At 67.4% G+C, this 20,891-nt stretch carries 21 protein-coding genes; 20 read left to right on the top strand and 1 reads right to left on the bottom strand.

Features of this window, described 5'->3' with window-relative positions; all coding sequences use genetic code 11:
- Positions 1-8 precede the first annotated feature (8 nt).
- From U9R90_RS26825 to U9R90_RS26750, 16 genes are all read left to right on the top strand, one after another.
- A complete protein-coding gene (locus tag U9R90_RS26825) occupies positions 9-260 on the top strand; it encodes a hypothetical protein (RefSeq protein WP_411059247.1) in 252 nt (83 codons plus the stop codon).
- Positions 261-541: 281 nt separating this feature from the next.
- Positions 542-1,030, top strand: coding sequence for a hypothetical protein (locus U9R90_RS26820; RefSeq protein ID WP_411059246.1), 489 nt, complete (start codon positions 542-544; stop codon positions 1,028-1,030).
- A gap of 125 nt (positions 1,031-1,155) precedes the next feature.
- Positions 1,156-1,998, top strand: a complete 843-nt coding sequence (locus tag U9R90_RS26815; RefSeq protein ID WP_411059245.1) for a hypothetical protein — start codon at positions 1,156-1,158, stop codon at positions 1,996-1,998.
- A 134-nt stretch (positions 1,999-2,132) separates the two neighbouring features.
- The gene (locus U9R90_RS26810) at positions 2,133-2,810 is read left to right on the top strand and encodes a hypothetical protein (RefSeq protein WP_411059244.1); all 678 of its coding nucleotides are present in this window, start codon (positions 2,133-2,135) and stop codon (positions 2,808-2,810) included.
- An 11-nt stretch (positions 2,811-2,821) separates the two neighbouring features.
- The gene (locus U9R90_RS26805) at positions 2,822-3,034 is read left to right on the top strand and encodes a hypothetical protein (RefSeq protein WP_411059243.1); all 213 of its coding nucleotides are present in this window, start codon (positions 2,822-2,824) and stop codon (positions 3,032-3,034) included.
- Between the two features lie 60 nt (positions 3,035-3,094).
- On the top strand, positions 3,095-5,221 hold the full coding sequence (locus U9R90_RS26800) for a 2'-5' RNA ligase family protein (protein WP_411059242.1): 2,127 nt from the start codon (positions 3,095-3,097) through the stop codon (positions 5,219-5,221).
- A gap of 236 nt (positions 5,222-5,457) precedes the next feature.
- A complete protein-coding gene (locus U9R90_RS26795) occupies positions 5,458-6,774 on the top strand; it encodes a phage major capsid protein (protein WP_411059241.1) in 1,317 nt (438 codons plus the stop codon).
- A 346-nt stretch (positions 6,775-7,120) separates the two neighbouring features.
- On the top strand, positions 7,121-7,810 hold the full coding sequence (locus U9R90_RS26790) for a hypothetical protein (protein WP_411059240.1): 690 nt from the start codon (positions 7,121-7,123) through the stop codon (positions 7,808-7,810).
- 234 nt (positions 7,811-8,044) lie between these two features.
- Positions 8,045-8,992 (top strand): hypothetical protein, encoded by a 948-nt coding sequence (locus U9R90_RS26785; RefSeq protein WP_411059239.1) that lies wholly within the window; start codon positions 8,045-8,047, stop codon positions 8,990-8,992.
- A 350-nt stretch (positions 8,993-9,342) separates the two neighbouring features.
- On the top strand, positions 9,343-9,816 hold the full coding sequence (locus U9R90_RS26780) for an IPT/TIG domain-containing protein (RefSeq protein ID WP_411059238.1): 474 nt from the start codon (positions 9,343-9,345) through the stop codon (positions 9,814-9,816).
- 128 nt (positions 9,817-9,944) lie between these two features.
- The gene (locus U9R90_RS26775) at positions 9,945-10,421 is read left to right on the top strand and encodes a hypothetical protein (protein ID WP_411059237.1); all 477 of its coding nucleotides are present in this window, start codon (positions 9,945-9,947) and stop codon (positions 10,419-10,421) included.
- An 11-nt stretch (positions 10,422-10,432) separates the two neighbouring features.
- Complete coding sequence (locus U9R90_RS26770; protein ID WP_411059236.1) at positions 10,433-11,296, top strand: hypothetical protein; 864 nt, start codon at positions 10,433-10,435, stop codon at positions 11,294-11,296.
- 22 nt (positions 11,297-11,318) lie between these two features.
- Positions 11,319-11,651 (top strand): hypothetical protein, encoded by a 333-nt coding sequence (locus tag U9R90_RS26765; protein ID WP_411059235.1) that lies wholly within the window; start codon positions 11,319-11,321, stop codon positions 11,649-11,651.
- On the top strand, positions 11,651-12,181 hold the full coding sequence (locus tag U9R90_RS26760) for a hypothetical protein (RefSeq protein ID WP_411059234.1): 531 nt from the start codon (positions 11,651-11,653) through the stop codon (positions 12,179-12,181). Before U9R90_RS26765 ends, U9R90_RS26760 begins: the two co-directional genes overlap by 1 nt.
- Positions 12,182-12,926: 745 nt before the next feature.
- On the top strand, positions 12,927-13,151 hold the full coding sequence (locus tag U9R90_RS26755) for a hypothetical protein (RefSeq protein ID WP_411059233.1): 225 nt from the start codon (positions 12,927-12,929) through the stop codon (positions 13,149-13,151).
- Positions 13,151-13,579 carry a hypothetical protein gene (locus U9R90_RS26750; protein WP_411059232.1) on the top strand — a complete coding sequence of 143 codons (429 nt, stop codon included), beginning with the start codon at positions 13,151-13,153 and terminating at the stop codon, positions 13,577-13,579. Before U9R90_RS26755 ends, U9R90_RS26750 begins: the two co-directional genes overlap by 1 nt.
- A 39-nt stretch (positions 13,580-13,618) precedes the next feature.
- On the opposite strand, the gene U9R90_RS26745 is transcribed toward U9R90_RS26750, so the two are convergent.
- Complete coding sequence (locus tag U9R90_RS26745) at positions 13,619-14,173, bottom strand: hypothetical protein (RefSeq protein ID WP_411059231.1); 555 nt, start codon at positions 14,171-14,173, stop codon at positions 13,619-13,621.
- A gap of 234 nt (positions 14,174-14,407) precedes the next feature.
- Between U9R90_RS26745 and U9R90_RS26740 the strand changes: the two genes are divergently transcribed.
- The 4 genes from U9R90_RS26740 to U9R90_RS26725 all read left to right on the top strand — a co-directional run bounded on the left by U9R90_RS26740 (position 14,408) and on the right by U9R90_RS26725 (position 20,887).
- Positions 14,408-15,013 (top strand): hypothetical protein, encoded by a 606-nt coding sequence (locus tag U9R90_RS26740; RefSeq protein WP_411059230.1) that lies wholly within the window; start codon positions 14,408-14,410, stop codon positions 15,011-15,013.
- A gap of 101 nt (positions 15,014-15,114) precedes the next feature.
- The gene (locus U9R90_RS26735) at positions 15,115-15,636 is read left to right on the top strand and encodes a hypothetical protein (protein ID WP_411059229.1); all 522 of its coding nucleotides are present in this window, start codon (positions 15,115-15,117) and stop codon (positions 15,634-15,636) included.
- Positions 15,637-15,918: 282 nt separating this feature from the next.
- The gene (locus U9R90_RS26730; RefSeq protein ID WP_411059228.1) at positions 15,919-19,959 is read left to right on the top strand and encodes a hypothetical protein; all 4,041 of its coding nucleotides are present in this window, start codon (positions 15,919-15,921) and stop codon (positions 19,957-19,959) included.
- Complete coding sequence (locus tag U9R90_RS26725) at positions 19,946-20,887, top strand: hypothetical protein (protein WP_411059227.1); 942 nt, start codon at positions 19,946-19,948, stop codon at positions 20,885-20,887. The genes U9R90_RS26730 and U9R90_RS26725 overlap by 14 nt, the downstream gene beginning before the upstream one ends.
- Positions 20,888-20,891: the final 4 nt, after the last annotated feature.

Raw genomic sequence — 20,891 nt, 5'->3', positions numbered from 1 at the left:
AGCAGACGATGCCGCTCACCGTCACGGGCACGTTCGACGACGGGTCCGCCTACCAGGTGCAGATCACCGGTGACCCAGACAGGCCGGTGATCGGCTCCACTCGCGCAGCGGCGCTCGTCGAGCTGCACGCGGGCGAGTCCATCCCGCTGACGCCGACGGGACCGCTGCGCACCCTGGCTGGAGGCGACGAGGATGCCGTGCTCGCCGCCCTCCGCCAATACAGCAACGTCATCGAGAACCGTCGCACGGCACACCCGTGACGAAGAGTGATACACGGCCCCTCAGAGAAATGCGTGGCCCTGCGACGTCCTCAATCAAGTGCGTGCAGATAAGCCGTGACACGTTAGTTGAAACTGTTCGTGGTAGTTGGAACCGGAGTGCCCCACCGCTGGAATCGGTCTTGGGCTAGCCCGCGTCAATCTGGCTACGCCCACGCGGTAGACCCGCTCGGGGCGGGGCGTCGTCCTCTCTGCGGGCGAACACCCGCACCGGAGAACGTTACAAGGCCGCCGACCTGCCCACACAGCAGTACCCTCCCGGCATGTCTGCTGCCGCTGTCACTCTGTATGGAGTATCTGGGCTACTGGAAACAGTCGGCCTGGTCCTGACGCTCCTCGACATCAGCAGTGCTCGCAAGCGTCTCGCCGGGTATCTCAAGCGCCCGCGCAACGTCTACGCCACGGACGCGGGCACCATCGTTGAGGCGTTCGACACGAACGTCGTCACCAGCGAACAGAAGACGATCGAACAACGTGTGGCAGACCTTGAGAAGTGGAAGCAGGTCGATCTTCCCCAGGAGCTCGGCCGGCGGAACGAGGAACTGATGGTCCGTCTGGAGAGACGATTCCAAGGTGATCTGGAGGCGGCGCGGAAGAACGTCGAGGACCAGTACACAGGACTGCGGGAGTACGTCGAGGGCAGCAGGCAGAATTGGTGGGAGAGCTACCGGGGCCCGGTTCTGCTCGTCGTCGGGTTGCTCGTCGGCACGGCCGCGAACTTCGTCGCGCTGGGCTCATCCGCAGCGATCTGAAGTTCCCCCCGCGAGCTGGACAGGACGGATCAGCCGGATGGAACCCCGTCGGGCATCCGTCCGCCAGGGCGCTATGCCCAGAAATATTGGCGGCATTGGAGCTGCCCGCCCGTCACACTATTCCAATGCGCACCCCTTCCTCTCCTGTCGTCGGCACCGCTGCCGACATCGCGAAGAACGCCTTCTCCGAGGGCGAGTTGGAGATCTTGTTTCTGCAAGCTGGCCTTGACGGCTTCATGCCGAAGTCCTGGTACGGCAAGGCGAAACTGGTGGCCCCTACAGTACGAACAGCTCGCGCAGCCGCAGCCGACGCTGATCCGGCAGCGGTCGAGGGCCTGCGTGACTTCGTTCGGCTGGTCGCAGAGAAGGTGGCACCCAACACACCGGACGGAGTTGAGGCCGGGACACCGTTCTGGAAACTCCGGGAGGCGGTCCGCTCCGACGGGTTCGATCTCCACGCCGAGTACACCGAGATCACGAGCGCAGACCCATGGGAGAGCCTGCACTACCGCCTCGCGGGCGTACGCCTCCTCCCACTGGACGAACCCCGCGCACCCCTGAGTGCGGAGATCACTGCCCTTGAGGACGACCTCGCGCGGCTGGGCATGGACGTGGCGCGGTCCTGCTACCAGCAAGCCGTCGCCAATCTAGTCGAGCAACGGTTCGAAGCCGCGAACGGCCAGATCCGCGCGATGCTCGAAGAGGTAGCGGCGCACCTTGCCACTCTGCACGGCTTCGCTCGAGTCCAACAGGGCGACGGCGGACGGGCGATCGCCTATCTCGTAGACAACAAACTGCTGCCGCCGCGCGACGGCGGGTCCTTTATCCAAGGGCTGTGGCAGATGACCCACACTAATGGCCCTCACCCAGGGACCTCCACCGCAGGTGAGGCGAGCTTTCGTCTCCAGGCCATGACCGCGGCGGCCCGCTATCTCGTTGACCGGTTTGCTCCTCCTACCCATTCGTAGCCTGGAGCCGCAGACGCCCAGATTGGTACTGGCCCCGTGTCCGGCAACCTGCAGTTCCGCACCGCAGAGCCACCTGTTTCTCTGAGGGGGGCCGTTTATCGCTTTTCGTCACAGCACCGCTCATAGGAGTGTGCATGCAGAATCGAGCGAGAGCAGCAGGACACAAGGCACACGACCACCTCACCCTGTGCGGCGTGACCAGATACGGATTCGCCATCAAGGCACTTCCCAAGGGCGGCAAGCCGTTCGGGGATGACGACGAAAACCAGGACCACGACGCTGCGGACGAGGAGGGCGCCGATGCCGGCGCGCCGTTGGACACAGCCGAGCCTGACGCCGCGCTGGCGGTCGAGCCTGCCGCAGACGCCTTGGACGCTGAGGCCGAACCCGATGCCGAGACGCCTGAGGATGAGATGTCCGACGGCTCAGCGGTGGAGCCCCAGGTGGGCGACGGGCGGATACCCGAGGACGAGTCCGGCGGGGGTGCCCCGCTTCCCCCCGAGGACGACGCCCGGCCCTGGTCCGGCGACATGTACGACGAAGGCGACGAGACCGATCCGTCCTCCGCGTTCGCCGCGTACCAGGGCGCCAGCGGCGATGAGGCGTGGCTCGATCAGGCCCCAGACGGCACACTGACCGGATGGGTCCGCGACGCCACCGGTCAGGTGTGGCGATACACCGACCCGGACGTGTGGGCCATCGACGTCGACGACGCTCAGATGACCCGAACCCACAGCCAGGCCCCCGGCGGTGAGGACGCGTCCGCAGACCATGGTGGACAGGACCCCCTGTTCCCACCGAAGCAGAGTTAGGAGCCGTACCCGTGGAGTTGAACCGCCAGGCGCATCTGGCGCTGCTCAACGAGGGCAAGGCCGCTTTCAAGGCCGGAGACCCCTCCGACGCCTGCCCCTACGACCAGTACAGCGCCGACCAGGAGCAACAGTTCAGCGCCCGCTACTGGACCCAAGGATGGGTCGCGGCGCGCACCGCTGCGGAGGCGGAGAACCCCCAGGCAGAGACCAGCACAGGACAGTAGACGGGCGAGCACGGCACGGTCCCCGGCGGTCAACTGTCCACCCGCCGGAGGTCCCTCGCCGTGCCGACCGCCCCTATGTCCCGAGCCCCTGCGCCCCGCAAGGGCATCTGCAGGGCGATCTTCGCCGTTACCGGCGTCGTTGATGACGTCGCGGACCTGATCGTCCCCGGAGCGTTCACCCACACCCTGGCGACCAGACCCGTCAAAACGGTCTGGCACCACGAGTGGAAGGAACCCGTCGGGGCCGTCCTGGAAATCGCCGAATGGCAGCCCGGTGACGCCAGGTTCTCCGACATCCCGAACTGGCCCGCTGAGGCCGGGGCCTTGGTCGCGACCATCCAGTTCAACCTGCGAACGTCGAAAGGCCGCGACGTATACGAGCAGGTGAGGCAGTGGCACGAGTACGACCAGGCTCAGTTCTCCATCGGCTACCGAGTCCCGCCGAGCAGCGCCACGAAGCGGTCTGATGGCGTCCGGGTGATCCACAAGTTGGACCTGTACGAGGTCTCCCCGGTACTCCACGGCGCACACCCTCTTACGCGCAGCATCGAAGTCAAAGCCGACCCAGGCTCCGCCGAGCTGGAGCACAAGACCACCGCCTCCAGCGGCCGCATCGACGTCAAGGCCGCAGAACAGCAAGTCGGCCGCGGCGCCATGGTCGCGCTCTATCTCCCCGCCAGCACCGCTACGAAGATCGCCCACCGCGACGGCACCGATCCGCGCGACCTGCACATCACCCTGGCCTACCTCGGCGACGCCGAAGAGCTTCCCGGCCACCCTGACGATCTCGCCGGGATCGTGGCCGCCGCGCTTGATGGCGCTGAACCGCTCACAGGGAAGATCGGCGGCATCGGACGGTTCCCCAACAGCGGGGACGGCGAGCCGGTATTCGTGCCCGTCGACGTGCCCGGCTTGAGTGAACTCCGCGCACGAATCGCGGGCGCGCTCGCCGTATCCCCGCTGGCCGAAGCACTGCGCACCGACCACGGGTTCACCCCGCACGTCACCCTCGGCTATAACCTGCCCGCAGATCTCCCGGCCGTGCCACCGATTCCTGTCGCCTTCGAGACGGTGCACGTCGTGCGCGGGCCGGACGCCACCCCTATCCGTCTCACCGGCCCGGCCGCTGATGACGAACCGGCCCCCGCAGTCGGGCTCCGCCCTTCGGACAGGGTCGATCACCGGGTGGGCGCCAGTATCGAGGCGAAGACCGCCCGCGCGGCCGTCCTCGAAGCCAAGGCCGTGGGCGGCCTGGACAGGAACCGCGGCGACGCCGAACAGCTCCGCCGCTGGTACGTGCGCGGCGAAGGAGCCGCCCACATCGCCTGGGGCAGCCCAGGAGACTTCGATCGCTGTGTGTCGATCGCCGGGCGCCATATGAGCCCCGACAAGGCCAAGGGCTACTGCAACCTTCGGCACCGCGACGCCACCGGCATCTACCCCGCCACCCATGCCGCCGAGAGCAAGAGCGCTCACGCCGCCGTCCTCGAAGCCAAGTCCCGCATCGTCCCAGGAGTCGCCGTGTCGCCGATCCAGCCGCTGCCCGCGTCGTACGAGGAGATCCGAGACCGTGTCGGCGCCGCTGTGCGCCGCCTGCTCACCGCAGAGGACGGCACGTGGACCTGCGTCGAAGCCACCTACCCCGACCGTGTCATCGTCTCTGTCCACCAAGACGGCGACGAACCCGCCACCTACACCGTGCCGTACGACAGTACCGGCCCCGAGATATCCCTGGGCGCCCCCGAGCCCGTCGAACTGACTACCGTGGTCATCCCCGACCAGGGACCGGCACGGGCCGCCGACAGCAGCGAGACCACGGACAGCCGCGTCGTCCGACCAACCACGCGTGCCCTCACCGACGCCACCGCCCGCATCCAGTCGGCTTCCAACGCCGAACAGCTTGAGCCCGTGCGTACCACCGTCGGCGAACTCCTCGCCGCGCTCTCCTCCAAAGGGCTCGCCATCGACCCCGACGACGAACAGGACCAGGAGCAGCACGCGGCCGCACCCTCCCCAATGGCGGGCAGCAGCATCGACTTGTGGGACGACGACCCGTACGACGAGCCTCACGATCCCGTGTCCGTAGACGACGCGGTCGCCGAACCTGAGACCGACAAGGACGACGGGAACACCGTCCGGCTCGACGCCGATGAGGTGAAGGCCCAACTCACCGCGATCCAGGGGTAGCCCTCGCGACTCAGGCCTCCCGTCTCGGCTTCCCGCTCTCAGCCGCTGCTCCACGGTCATAACAAAACAGCAGCTCAGAGGCCGTGTGCTGCCTTCCCCCAGCTAGTGGGGAATGGCAGCACGCGACGTTAACCACCCCCGCTCTCTCAAATGCCCCGCGTTGTCGGGTCGTCCCGGTGCTGGCCGGGCGAGCGACGCACGTCAACCGCACCCCAGCATCATGGAGAGAGCACACCGTGAGCACCCCCGTCATCTCGGAGAGCAAGGGCTTCGTCAAGGGCCTCAAGACCCAGCTCGCCGAGAAGTCCGCCGAAGCCGAGCGGATCAGCCAGACGTTCAAGGTGGAAGACAACGGCGGCTTCGTCGTCAGCACCGAGCAGGCCAACGCCTTCAAGAAGGTCTCCGCCGAAGCGATGGAGCTCAAACAGCTCATCGCGGACGCCGAAGGTATGAGCGAGGTCAAGCAGTACCTCGCCGCGCCCGACTCCGTGCCCGCCGCGGGCCAGCACTACGGGCAGAAGCCGCAGGGCCCCATGGAGGGCAAGAGCCTCGGTGACCTGTTCGTCGAGAGCGAGGCGTACAAGAACGCCGCCCAGGCCGGTTTCCGTGATCGCCCCTACGTGCGCGCGGAGATGGAAGGCAAGTCCATCTTCAGCCTCTCCGCCGGCACTACGACACACCAGACCCTCGGCTCCGCGCAGAACCTGGGGATAGCCGAGCGCGAGTACCGCAAGTTCCACATCCGCGACCTGTTCCCCAAGAGCAGCACCAAGCAGGCCGTGCTCTACGGCGCGCGAGAGACCGGCTGGACCAACAACGCCAAGCAGGTGAAGGAACGATACGCCGCCGACGGACAGTCTCCGCCCGTCGGCGCGGACACCGATGTGTGGGGCCGGGCGCCCCGCTCGAAGCTCTCGCTCGTCCCGGTGATGTACCCGGTCAGCGAGATCGCGCATCTGCTGGACGCGCACAAGAACATCCTCAGCGACGAGCCGCGCCTGAAGACCTTCATCAACTCACGGATGATCGAGGGCGTGAAGTACCAGGAGGACTGGGACCTCCTGCACAGCGTCGGCGACGGCCAGTCCCTGACCGGCATCTTCAACACCCCCGGCGTTCAGCAGTACCAGGCGTTGACCACCGACCAGTACAGCGTCCAGATCCGGCGCTCGATCACCAAGGCCCTGCTCGCCGAGTACGACCCGACCGGCATCGTGCTCAGTCCGACGATGTGGGAGCACGTCGAGGTCGAGGAGGACCAGACCGGAGCCTTCCGCGTCGCCCTGCAGATCGCTGTCGGCGCGACCAAGCGCGTCTGGCGCCTAGACGTCGTCGAGACCACCGCCATGGCCGACGAGAACTTCCTCATCGGCGCCTTCGGACTCGGTGCCCAGCTCCACGACCGGGAGTCCGTCTCCGTCACCGTCAGCTCGGAGAACGCAGACAACTTCGAGAAGGGTCTCATCACGTTCCGCGCGGACGAACGCGTTGCCCTGGAAGTCCCGCGCCCGGAGTCGCTGGTTATCGGCACCTGGGCCCAGCCCACCAGCTGACCCCGCTGATGGGGAGGCGCCGCTCACCGTCCTGGGCGGCGCCTCCCCTCCGCCCTCACACCTGCACGTCCTGACACGGAGGAACCCCGGTGACAGTCACGCAACTCGTGGGACTTGCTGCGGAGTTGGATGCTCTGACCGGCGCGCCAGCCGCACGCAAAGGCCCGCCGTGCAGCGTCGGCTCTGCCCTGAAGTCGGTCGACCGGGAGACCGCGGCGACGCTACGTCGAATCCTCGACACCCCATCGGTCTCCTCCACCGCCATCGCCGAAGTCCTCAGCCAGCACGGCCAAGCGGTCACCTCCTCCACGATCGCTCGCCACCGTCGCCGAGGTGCGGCCAATGGATGCCGGTGCCCGCGATGACCCTGACGAACGACCTGAACGCGCTGCTTCAGTCGACTGCCGCCGGGCCGTCGCAGCCGAGCGAGGCCCTGCGCGCCCCGGCCCCCGCACCGCGCGGCTGGGAGGCCGGAGTCCGCTATGAGCCGGGCGGCACGATGGTCGTCACCACTCCGGCCGCCGAGCAGCCCCCTGTCAGCGAAACGGACTGGCGCGCCCGTGTGGAAGAGCTCGGACTCAACGTCCCCGACGGATGGAGAGTCCGTCTCGTCGAGGCCCGCCATGATCCAGCGGCCTGGCATCGCGATGCCCAGGGCGAAGACGCGGTCACCCGGCCTGTCTGGCGCTGCCGCTACGTCATTGAACCCGCAGCCCCCGACTGGCCTTCCGCGGGCGACGTCGACGCCCTGGTCCGCGACGCTATGCGTCGGCGCCGCAAGCCCCGCACGACCGCCGAGACGGCAGAGCGCGCTCTGGTTGTGGTGTACGCGGATGCGCAGTCAGGCAAGGTAGGCCGGGACGGCGGAACTCCCGAGTTGATCACGAGGGTCGCCGAGCGGTTCGACCGGCTCGGCGATCACATTCGAGACCTGAAAGCCATCGGCCAAGGCCCCACGGCCGCGTATTGGTTGGATGCCGGGGACTGTGTCGAGAACTACGAAACACCGGGCAGCAGGCGTACACCAACGACCTGACCATGACCGAGGTGATCAGGGTGCATCGTAAGGCGAGCCGGTTGGTGACCTTCGCGCCGATCACGGCGTAGCTGCCGTCTTCCAACTCCATGACCTCTGGACACGTCTGACCCGTCGCTGATCCTCGTTCCTTCGGGGCTGATCCAATGCAGCGCATCAGCGCGTCTCCCTTCCTTCGAGGGATGTGGCGGAGTCTTAGGAGCTAGGATTCCGAGACTGATCGAGGGGGCGAGGATGAGCGCGACTGTAACCGGCAGCGACGACGACGGACATAGTCACATGCGCAGGGAAGGCAAAGTGTCCTGGGATTCGCTTGCATTGGACGAAGAGCGCTCCAGGCGGTGGAAAAGGCTTATCTGGAGCGGCGCCATCTTCGGCGTCGTCGCTGCCTCCTTGTCAGCTTATTTTGCTGTAAATTTGAGTGACGTTGCGGATGACAACAAGGGCATCAATGATTCGGGGGCTTCCTTTGAGTCGGTCGACCTAACGCCCCTTGTTTGGGTTGTTTCAGTTGGCATTCTTAGCGTAAGTATTGCCGGTGTCCTCTTCTTGATTACTCGTCGGCAGTACATGAAGAATCAGAACGAGGGCTTCAGTGCCGCTCTGAAGGCTCAGGAGGAGTACCACCGCGAAGCGCTTGAGAAGCTTCGGAAGACGACCGAGCTGGCCACGCTGATGGAGCTGAACCAAGGCCAGATCGGCACGTACCACCGCATCGTCACCGAGCAGGCCGACAAGGCGTTCAAGTCGTCTCGGGTGGCAATGGGGGTCGGCCTGTTCCTTCTTGTATGCGCTGCCGTGGCTGGCGCATATGTCCCCGTCGAACAGGTTCGCTGGTTCATCGGTGCACTGGCGGCATTCAGTACGGTCCTGTCGGGGTACCTGACGCGTACGTATCTCGCCATGTACAAGGAATCGATCGGCCAGCTGAACCGCTACTTCGACCAGCCGGTACTGAACAGTCACTACCTAACGGCCGAGCGCCTCATTGAAGGCCTCGACGGCGAAGCAGCAACTGAAGTCCGGCGCCAGATCATTGACGAGGTGCTGGCGGCCAGCGCGAACGTGGGCAGCATGAGAAATGACCCGGCGCGGAAGGCTTCGCTCAGCAGTGGGAAGTCGAAGAAGCGGAAAGTGCCCAAGCAGCAGTCCCGCACCGTTGCGGCTGACCGGCAGTTGTAATGCGCATCAGCCGGTCAGCTCCGTTCCGTCTTCGCGGTACACGATGGCGGTACCGTCCTTGTCCTGGTTTGGGGCAACTTGAACATGCTTCCAAGCGACCCGAGCACATCACCCGCTGGTCGCGCTGTCCACCTACCCCAACTATCTATCCCGTCTCTGGTGGTTGCCTGGAACGGAATTCCGGTAGGCCCGCGCTGACGGCAGCATGCCCGGAGCCCGCTGGCGTTCGAACAAGCCCACCACCCAGTCTGACAGCTCCTCACCGTGGGGCAGCGCGCGCTCCGGGACGCGACCCAAGCCCCTGCCGCCGCACATCCTTCGCCGACCACCGCATCCGGAGGAAGGACATCATGGGCCTGTATCGCCAGGACGGCACCCGCATCATGAAGGCCGCGTTCCCTGCGGCCTCGCTCGACGATCCGCCCGTGCGGGTCACCGACGACGTCTATATTTCCGAGCCGTACGGGCGCGGCGATGGGCAGCCCGAGGGCTCCAAGCGCTTCCTGCTCTACCCGGCCGGGACAATCGTCTTTCGCTCTGCCGTCGACCAACTGTTCACCGCGGCGACCATCACCAGCATCAACCCCGCCACAGGTCCGGCGGCAGGTGGCACCACCGTCACGATCAACGGCGCCAGGCTCGATGGGATCTCCGCAGTCACCTTCGGCGGCGCCGCTGGCACGGAGCTGCGTCTCCGCTCGGCCAGCGAACTCACCGTGAGAACGCCGCCTGGGGAAGGGGCTGTGGCCGTCGAACTCGCCGACGACAGCGGCACCGTCTCCAGGACCGACGGCTTCACCTATGAGGCCCCCGCCGCAGGCTGACGGGCAGCACAGCGGGAGCCCGCGGAAGCGGGGCCCCGCGGTGTGCGGCGACGGTACGGCGCGACACAAGCCGAACTCGCTGTGCAGGGTGCGCGCGATCGGACCGACACCGTACGAGGAGCCAGCCCATGGCCACCACCCGCACCCGCAAGACCGCCACCAAGACGGCAGTCAAGGAGACCCCAGCCGAAGCGACCGCCCCCGAGGCAGACACCCCAGAGATCGGCACGGCCCCCGCCGCGCCCGACGCCGCTCCACTGGAGCCACCGCACATCGACGCGGCCCCGGAGCCCCCGGCGCAGAGCCCGTACGTTACGCCGACCGAGGTTGTCCCGGACGAGGCGAGCCTGTCCGACGTCATCCTCGACGACGCCACCGGAGAGCCGCCTGCGGATGCCGATGCTGTATTCGTGCCACTCACTCCGTTCGGATCGACACTCCACTGCACCGTCCGTCTGGTGGAGCGCACGTTCCTCGGGCCTCACCGCAACCCCGTCACCCGGCTCCTCCAGCCCAGGGGCGCGGTGGTCTCCGCGCAGATCGCCGCCCGCATCCGTGAACGCCTCGTCGCACAGGCGACACGCACCGACGCAACCAGCAAGTAGGGAGACGACGGGTGTCGGTCTACGACTACAAACCCATGTGGGCCGGCGCGCGCTACGACCCGGCCCCCGCTGGCGGTGAGGTGACCCGCCTCGACCTGTACGCCGCACCCGAGCGCGACGGACCCGTGGCCGCCTCGGCCGCACCCGCCGTTCACCTCCGCACCGGGGTGTACCGGTTCGACGTGCCCACCGTTCCACCGGGCCGCTACTGGGGTGTGGTCACCTTCACCCCCAACTCGGCAGCACCGCCGGTCACGGACACATCCGTACGCCTCGACCTCCCCCTGGGCCAGGGCCTGGTCGGCTCACCCGAAGCCGTCGCCGACGCCCTCGGCGTCCCGCTTCCCCTCACCTCCGCCCAACGCGCCGCGTACGAGGAGGAGATCCGCAACGCACAGGCCGACGTAGCCGCCTACCTCAACCGGCCCCTGGTGCCGACCGCGACCACCCTGCGCGGCGTTACGCCCCGCTGGGCGGACGCACTCGATGACATCGACGCCTGGCCGGTCGACTTCGACGACATCGCCGAAGTGATCGCCTACCGGCCCGCCCCGGACGGCACGTACGACGTGGATCTCCTCGTCGGCCTGAATGGCGCCCAGGAGGAGTCGGTGGTGCGGTACGTCGTCGCGCACGCCGCTGAATCGGTCCGGCAGAGGCCCAACCAGAACTCCGGAGCGGGACCGCGGGTCTCCTCGGTGAGCGCCGAGGGACAGTCCATCTCGTATGACGCCGCGCCCGCCACCGGCCAGGCCGGTGCCCTGCCCACGATCAATAGCCTGAGCAGGCTGCGCCGTCTGGTGTTCCAGCCGCTGTCTCGCCCACCGCGCGCCCCCTGGCCGTACTCGTCCGGCCGCCTGCGGCACTGGCCCTGACTGGAAGAGTGGAGCAGAACCCATGACCGTCGTCCTCCCTAACCGGCTGCTGACGTTGTATGCGCTTGAGCACCCGTGGGCCCGAGACGCGAACGGCGTCCCGGTGCCGCCGGACCCGAACCAGCGGCCCACGCCGCGGGGCACCTGGCCCGGCTCAGCACTGGAGCAGCCGGACGGCACCTGGTCCCTGCGCCTGGACCCGGCCGCCCAGCCCGTGGAACCCGGCGATGTCGTCGGCGACGAGACCGGCCTGACCTGGACCGTTACCACCGCCCGCGACCACCGTGTACCGGGCTGCCCGGCCGTCGACTACGTCCAGGTCACCGCCACCCGGAACCCGCCCGAGGTGCCCTGATGGCGAAGTTCACCCCGAACCCGGCGCTGGAGGCGATGCTGGCGCGGATGATCGCCCCGCACGTCCAGCGCATCGCCCACCAGGTCGAGGTCGAGGCCAAGCGCCTGGCCCCGCCCACGAAGCGGTGGGTCACGATGGCCGACGACAATGTCCGCCCCACTCACATCCAGGTACAGGGCCAGGTCGTACCGGGCAACCTGCGGTTCACGATCAACAGCATGGACTGGGACCGAAAGCACCGCGGCGTCGGTGCCGACACGTACATGCGTGAGCCCCGCGACCAGTCGTCCCGCGCCGTCGCGAACCTGAAGAACTGCCGCTGCACCACGGCGATCGACCCGGACGGCATCGCCCAGAACATCAGCACCGGCCAGCCAGTCATCGCCGGCAAGAAGGTCATGGTGACGGTCACCGCGCGTGGCCCGATGATCGTCGAAGCCGAAGTCGGCACCGTCTACCCCGGCAATCTGATCGCTGACGGGACACACTTCATGGCCCGCGCTGCTGCGATCGTGGCCGCTCAACGCTGACGCTATCGCGGTCCCGTGGAAGCGTCAGGCACGTAAGGTAGACGCCTTAGTGGTCGGTTTCTCCGCTGGTCAGCTTCCCTGCTGAGCGTGTATGCCAGGGCGCTGACCAGCGAGGTGCGACAACCGGGTTCATCTGCGGGTGCGCCGCACGCAGCATGTAATCAGCGTGGCCACGGTATGGAGAGCGAAGGCAACGGCTGTGCTGAGCGTGGCCGGGCCCTCGGGCACGTATCCGGCAACCGCCGCCACGAGGGGGATGGATGTCAGGCGCTCAGTGATTTCCAGAGGTCGAGGCCGACGCCACTGCCAGGGGATCTCTCGCCACCCGGCCCCCCGGCCATCGACAGGGGTGCGATTCTTTCCGCTCATTCGTTGTCCCTCTCGGTCTGAGGTGCCGACTCTTCGGCACAACGACCACAGTGGAGGGGCCACGAGCATAGACGAAATGACGTTTTCGCAGGTCAGATGGTGTGACGCCTTAACGGCTGCGGATAGCATGGCGGGGGCGGTCGCCCTTTTCCGCCATCGCCATTTTATCCGGTGACGTCAAGGTGCCAGACCGTCTGGCCCCATTTTGGGATAGTAAATGCGTAGGTTAAATAGGCCAGTTACGGTATCTGGCGTAGACGGGGGAGCCACACCAGGCGTCCTGAGCTCGCGAGTAGGAGTCCTGGGCCGTGTTAGCAGTTCACCACATCGCGAGAGCACGCGACGTAAACGGGCTGCGCCGCCCACAGTGCACGGCATGACTGCGAAGAACCTCACCAAGACATCTGCGCCGCAGGCCCCGGCCCCCGAGATCAAGTCCGCCCCCACAAGCTCCACCGCTGCTCGAACACGGATGGAGACGATCACGTTGTCTAACCACCTCCGCATCGAGGGCACTGACCACCTGCCGGGGGCCAAGGTCCGTGTGACTGCCGACTACGCCCGACGGCTGCGACTCCAGGGCTACGTCGCCCGCACCTGATGACCGCGACGTTCGAACTCGCCGACGCCGATCCGGTCTCCTCAGTCCTCGCCTGGCTCCAAGAGCACCCACATGTGGCCGAGGCCCTGGGTGGTCCCGGCCGCGTGTCCGGGATCGCCGAGGCGCCATGGCCGCATCTGCGCGTCATACACGGGCCTGGCGGGGATCTGCGCGCCCTGACGTGGGCAACAGAGCCCGAGGTGACCTTGGAAGTGCACGGCGACCCTGGCGGCTGGCCGGGGCAAGCCGAGCTGCGTAGGATCATCCTCATCTGCGCGGCCGCCGCCGCCGAGCTACCCGACACCCCGCACACGCCCGGCCAACCCGTCATCAGCGGCGTCCGGCCTTCCGGAACGCTCGTATGGTCACCGCTCGTCGACGGACAGCCGCGCTGGCTCCTCGGCCTGCTGGTCACCCTGCACCCGTAAACGACAGCCCGACCGGGCCCCGCTTGGGCTTCGATCGCCCTACGGTGTGGTGGGTTCGTCCGGGGCCAGGCGACCAAGGGTCTCGGCGAACACCCGACGGTCCGAGTGGTAGTGGCGGGCGCGAGTCCACCAGAAGCCGAAGAACTGGCGTTGGACCGGGGTCGTCAGCGTAACCATCAGTTCCAGCTTGGTGGCTTCCTCTCGCTCCGACAGGACGAGCATCCGGGCGTTGGACGCATAGGCGACGGCGAAGTCAATGAGGCGGCGGGAGGGCCAGCTCCCTGCGTACGTCGCGACATGGTCGATCATCCAACGGGTGGCATCGTCGAGCTGCTGAAGCCACCGCTCCCGCTCGGCCTTCAGACGCTCCCTCAACACCGGTGTCCATGACGGGTCGTCCTGGGGCAGCTGCTGCAGGAGCGTGCAGGTCGACAGGACTGTCATCAGGTGGGTGCCGAAGGCGTCGCGAGCAGCATGAGCCTCGCCGATCCGCTTCTTGCGAGCCTCGAGTCGTGGGGCGGCGACCAGGCCAGTCGCGATGGCGACTACCACGGAGGTGACGGCGGCGACCAGGAGAGCCCACACGAGAGTCATGGTGCACATGCTCCCGCATCGCCGGGAAGTTCAGCCGTCTCAGCCAACCATTCATCGTCAGTGGCGCTGGCACCACCAAACGCTGCCCGGCGCGCGTCCCTATCGTCGGCGCGACCGACCAGCGCTCCGTGCTGCGGGGTGTCGCCGTAGCTCCCTGGTCAGCGCGCGACGTTAGCCCCCTGCTCCTCCCAGGGTTCCCAGGCCCGTTCACCGGACCCCAGGGAGAACCCCGTCATGGCAGGCGAGACCGCCAACAACAACGAAATCGTCATCCCCTCGCTCACCCGCGTCTGGCTCGCCGCAGTCGGCACCGCCGCGCCGGCCGACGCCACGGTCGCGATGCCTGCGGGCTGGCGTGCGGTGGGCCTCACGACCGAGGACAGCCTGAAGTTCAACAACGAGCCGAACTTCGAGCAGGTCCGCAGTGCCCAGTCCTCGTACCCGACCCGGACCTTCCAGACCCAGGACGCGTCGACGATTGAGGTCGACCTTCAGCAGTGGTCCGGGGCCAACTTCCAGGCGGTGTACGGCGGTGGCGAGATCGTCGAAGTCACCGCCCAGGACACCACGAAACATTACAAGTTCACGCCGCCCAGGATCGGCGGCCGCACCGAGATCGCCGCGTGCATCGAGGTGATCGATGGCGGCAAGCACTACCGCTACATGGTCCCGCGCTCCATGCAGATGGAGGGCGTGAACACCGATCTCGCCAAGTCGAAGGAAGCCGTGCTGCCGCTAAGGCTCGCGGTACAGGGCGGCGACGACGCCGACGCCTGGTACGTCATCACCGACGACCCGGCGTTCGCACCAACCGCCGCCCCCGAGCCCTCAGTGGGCTGACCTCTCGCGGCAGCGCGCGACGCAAGGCCCACTGGCCTGCCAGTGTCCGCGCGCTGCCGCACCCCGCGACTCAGCCCGCACACACGAGAGGCCAGCCCTTCATGTCCTTCGTCATCGATCTCGACGCCGCCGAACGCCGCGAGGTTCAGTACCCCAACGGCATCCCGATCAAGTACCGCGCAGAGCAGTTCATCTACCCGGCCGAGCTCCCGGCCAAGGCCCTTGATCCGCTGCTCTCCGACGAGCTGGACCTGGTCGGTCTGCTGCGCGACGTCATCGAGGCCAGTGAGAACCCGACGGCCTCTGTCGTCGTCGACCTCGTCTTCAAGCGCCCGCACCTCCCGCGCCGTTTCGTCGATGCGATCTACGAGGTGCACCGCATCCTGCTCGGCAACAAGGAGTACGAGCGGTTCGAGGCCCTGGGCCCCTCCCTTTCCGCGTATGTCCGCCTCACCATGGGCCTGATCAAGGTCTACGGAGTTGACCTGGGAAAGTCCTTCGGACTGGACGACTCCTCCGCGAGCGATGGGGAGATGTCGAGTCCGACCTCAGCCGATTCCACAACGGGCTCGATGCCCGAGGAATCTGGCGACAGCCAGGAGAGCCCGGCTTCATCGGACTGAGGCGTCTGATCGTCCTGATCGACGGCCTCCCCGAGGACTCCCGCGTCCAGTCCGCCCAGATCAACGGGTGGACCAAGGAGACGGAACTCCTGGCTCAGCTGATCGAAGAGGTCAGCATCCTGGCCGCCGACCGGAGACGTGACGAGCCGACGTCCATCCCTCGCCCGTACAACCCCGCCGACACCGCTGCCCAGCGGCCCGGCGCGCAGTCGCAGCCCACCGGGAAGCTCACGGGGCACCGGCAGATGCTCGCGGCCGCGATGCAGAGAGGAATGGTCCGCAGTGGCTGAGGGCCTGCAGGCTGGCCGCCTTGACGTGCCGGTCGTCGCCGACCTCGCCGGGTTCGCGCGTGAACTGCGCACGAAGGTCGAAGGGCTGGCTGAGGGCCTGGCTGTCAAGGTCAAGGTCAAGGTCGACTCCAAGAACCTGCGCAAGAAGCTCGAGACCGCCGTCAAGGAGGCGTCGAAGGGCGTCAGCGCCAAGGTCAAGATCAAGGTCGACGACCAGCGGCTCCGCACCGAGCTGGACAACATCGCGCGCCGCATCGCCAGTACGGACGTCCGCGTGCCCGTGCGGCCCGACGGCGACTCGGACAGCCACAGTCGAAACGGGGGCCTGCTCTCGGGAGTCCGTGACCTGATCCAGGGCGCCCAAGGCGAAGCCGACCGCACACCGGTCACCGTGCCGGTACGGATGCGTGTGCCGGGTGGCCGCCGCGGAATGCGCATGCTGGGAATCGGCTCCCTGCTGGCCGTCGCACAACCCGCCGTCGCTGCGCTCACACAGTACGGTGCGGGCCTGACCGCGCTGGTCTCGGCGGCCGCACCCGCTGTCGGCGTCCTCGGCGCGATCCCCGGCCTGATCGTCGCGGCCGGAACCGCGGCGATCGGCACGAAGGTCGCCTTCGGCGGGTTCGGCGAGGCCCTTAAGCAGACTTTCAAGGCCCAGCAGCAGGCAGCCGCCGGGGCCAAGCAGACCAAGGCCCAGCACGAGGCCCTGGCCCAGTCCCTCAAGGGGCTGTCCACCTCCGCCCGTAAGACCGTCACGACGGTCTCCAGCCTGAGCGGCGCATGGCGCAAGATGCGCCGATCCGTGCAGGAACGTTTCTTCTCGCAGGTCGCGGACGAGATCAAACCGCTCTCGTCCTCGGTGCTTCCACTGCTGCGGGATTCCCTCGGTGACACCGCGGGCCAGATGGGTTCTCTGGCCAAGCGCGGCGCACAGTTCATGCAGACTGGCCCGTTCCGCCGGGACTTCAAGAAGATCGCGGCCACCAACAGCACGGCCATCGGGCACATGACCGATGGCCTCGCGGACCTGGGGCACGCGACCCTCGACTTCCTGGTGGCCTCCGGCCCTTTCGTTGAACGGGTCAGCCAGGGCGCCAGACGTTTCACCCAGTGGGTACGGGCCTCCGCCCAGGCCGGGCGCGAGACCGGATCGCTGGCCAAGTTCCTCGACCACGCCGGGGACAAAGCCGCCCAACTCGGCCGCTCCACCAGGGACCTGGTCAAAGGCCTCGGTGGAGTCGGCAAGGCCGCGCAAGACGCCGGTAACGCCCTGCTCGACGGGTTCGAGGGCACCATGACCCGGTTCAACCGGTGGGCGAACTCGGCCAAGGGCCAGGCGTCGATGAAGGAATTCTTCAGCGACGCCGCACCAACTTTCCACGAGTTGAACCGACTCGTCGGGGACTTCTTTCGCGGCCTGGGACGGGCGGCGAAGGACAACGGCATCACGCAGTTGATCCGTCAGATCCGCACGGAGCTGATGCCCGCGCTCGGCACGTTCTTCAGCGCCATCGGCCAGTCCATCGGGCCCGCGCTGATCAGCCTCGTCTCCAACCTGGCCACCGCGATCGGTAACCTGTCGGCCGCCGGCAGCGGCCTCGGTGTCCTGCTCGTCACCTTCAACGGGCTGCTGCACGCCTTCAACAGCCTGATGAGCGTGATCCCCGGCGCCAACACCGCGCTGGCCGCGTTCCTTGGCACGCTGATCGCCCTGAAGGTGATCACGGGCGTCACCGGGATGCTGCGCACTTTCGGCGCACAGGCCCGCACTGCGGGAACGTCTTTCACGGCCCTAGGCTCGACGATGCGCGGTTCCCTCGGCCCCGGCGTAATGGGCCCGCAGATCACCACATGGCAGCGGATGGGCCTCGCGTACCGAAACGCATCCAGGGAAGGCGGGCGGCTCGGCGGCACCATGCGCGGGCTCGGCGCCGCCAACCGGGTCGCGTCCACCGCGATGGGCGGCATGGTGTCCGCGCTCGGCGGGCCCCTCGGCATCGCCATGGCCGGTGTCACGATCGGACTCGGCCTACTCGCTTCCCGGCAGGAGGCAGCCGCCCGCGCTGCCAAGGCCCACGAGGACCGCATCGACCAGCTCTCGCAGGCTCTCGCGGACTCCGGCGGCGCGATCGACGCGAACGTGAGGGCCCAAGCGGCGCAGCTCCTACAGGACACCGAACTTGCTGACGGCAAGGGCAAGTTGGTTGACATGATGCGCAAGGCGGACGTGAGCCTCGGTGATCTCACGAACGCCTACCTGGGGCAGGGTACGAGCCTCGGGGAGCTGGAGAAGAAGCTCCAGGCAACCGCGGACGCGCACGAAGACTGGATCGTCACGGCCGGTGGTGCGGCCAAGAGCTGGGATGACGAGGGCCTGGCCGCGATCCGCGCAAAGAACGCCCTTGGCCAGGTACGCGGCGAGCTGGAAGCGAGCCAGAAGAAGCAGAAGGAACTCTCCCAGGCGATCAACGGAAGCGGCACGACCGGCACCAGCGCGTATGACCGCCTCCAGTCCGCGGTGCAAGGCTTCAGCGACAAGACCAAGAGCGCCGACGACCGGGTCGACAACCTCAAGAGGGCCCTGGACGCCCTCAACGGCAACACGCAGTCGTTCCACGACGCGACTGCGCAGCTCAACTCCGTGATGTTGCAGATCGACGACACGATGAAGGGCAACATCGACCGGGCCGAAGGCTGGGGCAAGGCCCTTGTCGACAGTGACGGCCTGGTGAACACCGCCAGCCGCAACGGCCAGATCCTGAACAGTCAGCTCACGGAGCTGCGTAACTCCATGCTCGGCGTTGCCACCCGCGCCCAGGAAGCGGCGGAGCAGGGCCTGATGCCCATGTCCGAGGCGATGGACAAGGGGCAGGCCGCGATGGAGCGGGCCCGCGCGAAGGCGATCCAGCTCGCGGTGGACATGGGCATCCCCAAGGACCAGGCGAAGGCACTCGCCGACCAGATGGGGTTCGTCCCGGACACCGTCACCACGCTGATGACGACCAAGGGCATCCCGGAGGCCACCGCCCAGGTCCTTGGTCTGCGTGGCAAGCTCGAAAGCCTTGGCAAGGGCAAGTCGATCACCGTCAAGGCGCCCACCGGTGCGGCACGCAAGCAACTCGAAGCGCTCGGCTTCAAGGTGCAGACCCTGCCCGGCGGGAAGAGCGTGAAGATCACCGCCCCCACCAAGGGCGCCCGAGTCAACATCTCGGCCCTCGCCAAGGACATCGCGAACGCCCCGAACAAGAAGAACGTCACGGTCAGCGCCATCGTCAAGAAGGCCACAGGCGATCTGACGGCGATCCGCAACAAGGTCGTCGACCTGCCACCAGGCAAGAAGCTGAAGATGGAAGCGCCGACCAAGGTCGCGCAGCAGGCCATCAAGGATCTCGGCTACAAGGTCAAGGACCTCAAGGGCAAGAAGGTCGAGATCACCGCTCCCACAGGGTCGGCGTACTCCCAGGTGCAGGCCATCCAAAGGAAGATCAACAGCATCACCGGCAAGACCGTCCGCGTCACGGTCCAGTATTCGGCCAGCGGCAAACCGTACATCTCCGAGCACGCCAACGGCAGCATCCTGCGGTACGCCGACGGCGGGATTCGCCACGCCGGCAGCCGGATCAAGGCGTTCGCGGCCGGGGCCGAGCGGCACGTCGCCCAGATCGCTAGGCCCGGCGAGTGGCGGTTGTGGGCGGAGCCCGAGACCGGCGGCGAAGCCTACGTGCCGCTCAGCCCGGCCAAGCGGCCCCGGTCCAAGGCCATCGTCGAGCAGGTGGTCCGGGAGTTCGGTGGCGTCGTCGCCTGGGCAAACGGAGCCCTGCGCCAGTACGCCGAGGGAGCGGTCACCCTCAACCGCGGCACCCGCGCGGCTGCCCCGCGCGCATCCGTACCGCAGGCCGTCAGCCCCGCGCTCATCGGCGGAGACCTCAACTTCACTATGACCGGCCGTCCTATGAGTCCAGGAGAGGCCCTGAACGACGCGATGTTTGAGCTGCGCCGCATACGCCGGGGAGGTGCCCATGCCGCTGGCTGAGGGTGAGTGGAAATTGTCGTACAGCGCCAACGGCATCCATCCCGGCGCCAGTTTCACATTTGGCAGCATCCGCTCCGGCTTCTACCTCCTTGAGCCCCACGAGATCGTCTACGGCGACACCGAGGCAGGAGACAAGCCGCTGCCGCGAGAGGACGGCATCCGCTTCGGACAGGACTTCAAGGCTGCGGCCACCATCACCTTCGAGATCGGCGTGGACACAGTCGACCAGGCGCCCGGCGGCCACGGCCGCCACGGGGCCAACTTGGACGCACTCTCCGCCCTCGCACAGGCATGGGACGCCGAAGCGGTCCGCCGACGCTTCGCCACCCCTGCGGTGCTGCGTACCGTGCAGGGCGGCCGGGCCCGCCGCCTCTACGGGCGGCCACGCCGGTGTGCCTCGGTCGGCTCCCGTCTGACCCGGCAGGGCTACACCCCCGTCATCGCCACGTTCGCCTGCCAGGACGGCGTGGCGTACGACGACGTGGAACAGCAGCAGCGCATCGACATCGTCCCGCCCTCACACCACGGCCTAGTCGGGCCGCTGACCACCCCGCTGACGATGACCGGCCCGAGCACGTCGCTGCCGACGAGCGATGTGGTGGTAGGCGGGACTGGACCAGCCTGGCCGGTCATCACGATCCACGGGCCGATCTCGCGGCCGGTGTGCGAAGTGGTGGGCCGCTGGAAGGCTGGCCTGGACCTGGACCTGGGCGCTGGGGAACGGGTCGTGATCGACCCCCGCCCGTGGGCCAGGACCGTCCTGCGCAACGGCAACGCCTCAGTCGCCGGGGCGCTGCACCGCAGTGCCCCCCGGCTGGCGGACATACGGCTGCCTCTCGGCCGCCAGGACTTCATCCTGCGCGGCACGGACCCCACCGGCACCGCGTACATGACGGTCGCCTGGCGAGACGCCTACGCCTACCTGTGAAAAT

The sequence above is a fragment of the Streptomyces sp. E11-3 genome, from assembly GCF_046540415.1.
Classification (GTDB): Bacteria; Actinomycetota; Actinomycetes; order Streptomycetales; family Streptomycetaceae; genus Streptomyces.
This window is presented reverse-complemented; position numbering and strand designations above follow the sequence as displayed.

Bases quoted from the DNA above. Each gene is read 5' to 3' on its own strand.
- U9R90_RS26825 (WP_411059247.1), top strand. From the start codon at position 9: ATGCCGCTCACCGTCACGGGCACGTTCGACGACGGGTCCGCCTACCAG.
- U9R90_RS26820 (WP_411059246.1), top strand. From the start codon at position 542: ATGTCTGCTGCCGCTGTCACTCTGTATGGAGTATCTGGGCTACTGGAA.
- U9R90_RS26815 (WP_411059245.1), top strand. From the start codon at position 1,156: ATGCGCACCCCTTCCTCTCCTGTCGTCGGCACCGCTGCCGACATCGCG.
- U9R90_RS26810 (WP_411059244.1), top strand. From the start codon at position 2,133: ATGCAGAATCGAGCGAGAGCAGCAGGACACAAGGCACACGACCACCTC.
- U9R90_RS26790 (WP_411059240.1), top strand. From the start codon at position 7,121: ATGCCGGTGCCCGCGATGACCCTGACGAACGACCTGAACGCGCTGCTT.
- U9R90_RS26785 (WP_411059239.1), top strand. From the start codon at position 8,045: ATGAGCGCGACTGTAACCGGCAGCGACGACGACGGACATAGTCACATG.
- U9R90_RS26780 (WP_411059238.1), top strand. From the start codon at position 9,343: ATGGGCCTGTATCGCCAGGACGGCACCCGCATCATGAAGGCCGCGTTC.
- U9R90_RS26775 (WP_411059237.1), top strand. From the start codon at position 9,945: ATGGCCACCACCCGCACCCGCAAGACCGCCACCAAGACGGCAGTCAAG.
- U9R90_RS26765 (WP_411059235.1), top strand. From the start codon at position 11,319: ATGACCGTCGTCCTCCCTAACCGGCTGCTGACGTTGTATGCGCTTGAG.
- U9R90_RS26760 (WP_411059234.1), top strand. From the start codon at position 11,651: ATGGCGAAGTTCACCCCGAACCCGGCGCTGGAGGCGATGCTGGCGCGG.
- U9R90_RS26755 (WP_411059233.1), top strand. From the start codon at position 12,927: ATGACTGCGAAGAACCTCACCAAGACATCTGCGCCGCAGGCCCCGGCC.
- U9R90_RS26750 (WP_411059232.1), top strand. From the start codon at position 13,151: ATGACCGCGACGTTCGAACTCGCCGACGCCGATCCGGTCTCCTCAGTC.
- U9R90_RS26745 (WP_411059231.1), bottom strand. From the start codon at position 14,173: ATGACTCTCGTGTGGGCTCTCCTGGTCGCCGCCGTCACCTCCGTGGTA.
- U9R90_RS26740 (WP_411059230.1), top strand. From the start codon at position 14,408: ATGGCAGGCGAGACCGCCAACAACAACGAAATCGTCATCCCCTCGCTC.
- U9R90_RS26735 (WP_411059229.1), top strand. From the start codon at position 15,115: ATGTCCTTCGTCATCGATCTCGACGCCGCCGAACGCCGCGAGGTTCAG.
- U9R90_RS26725 (WP_411059227.1), top strand. From the start codon at position 19,946: ATGCCGCTGGCTGAGGGTGAGTGGAAATTGTCGTACAGCGCCAACGGC.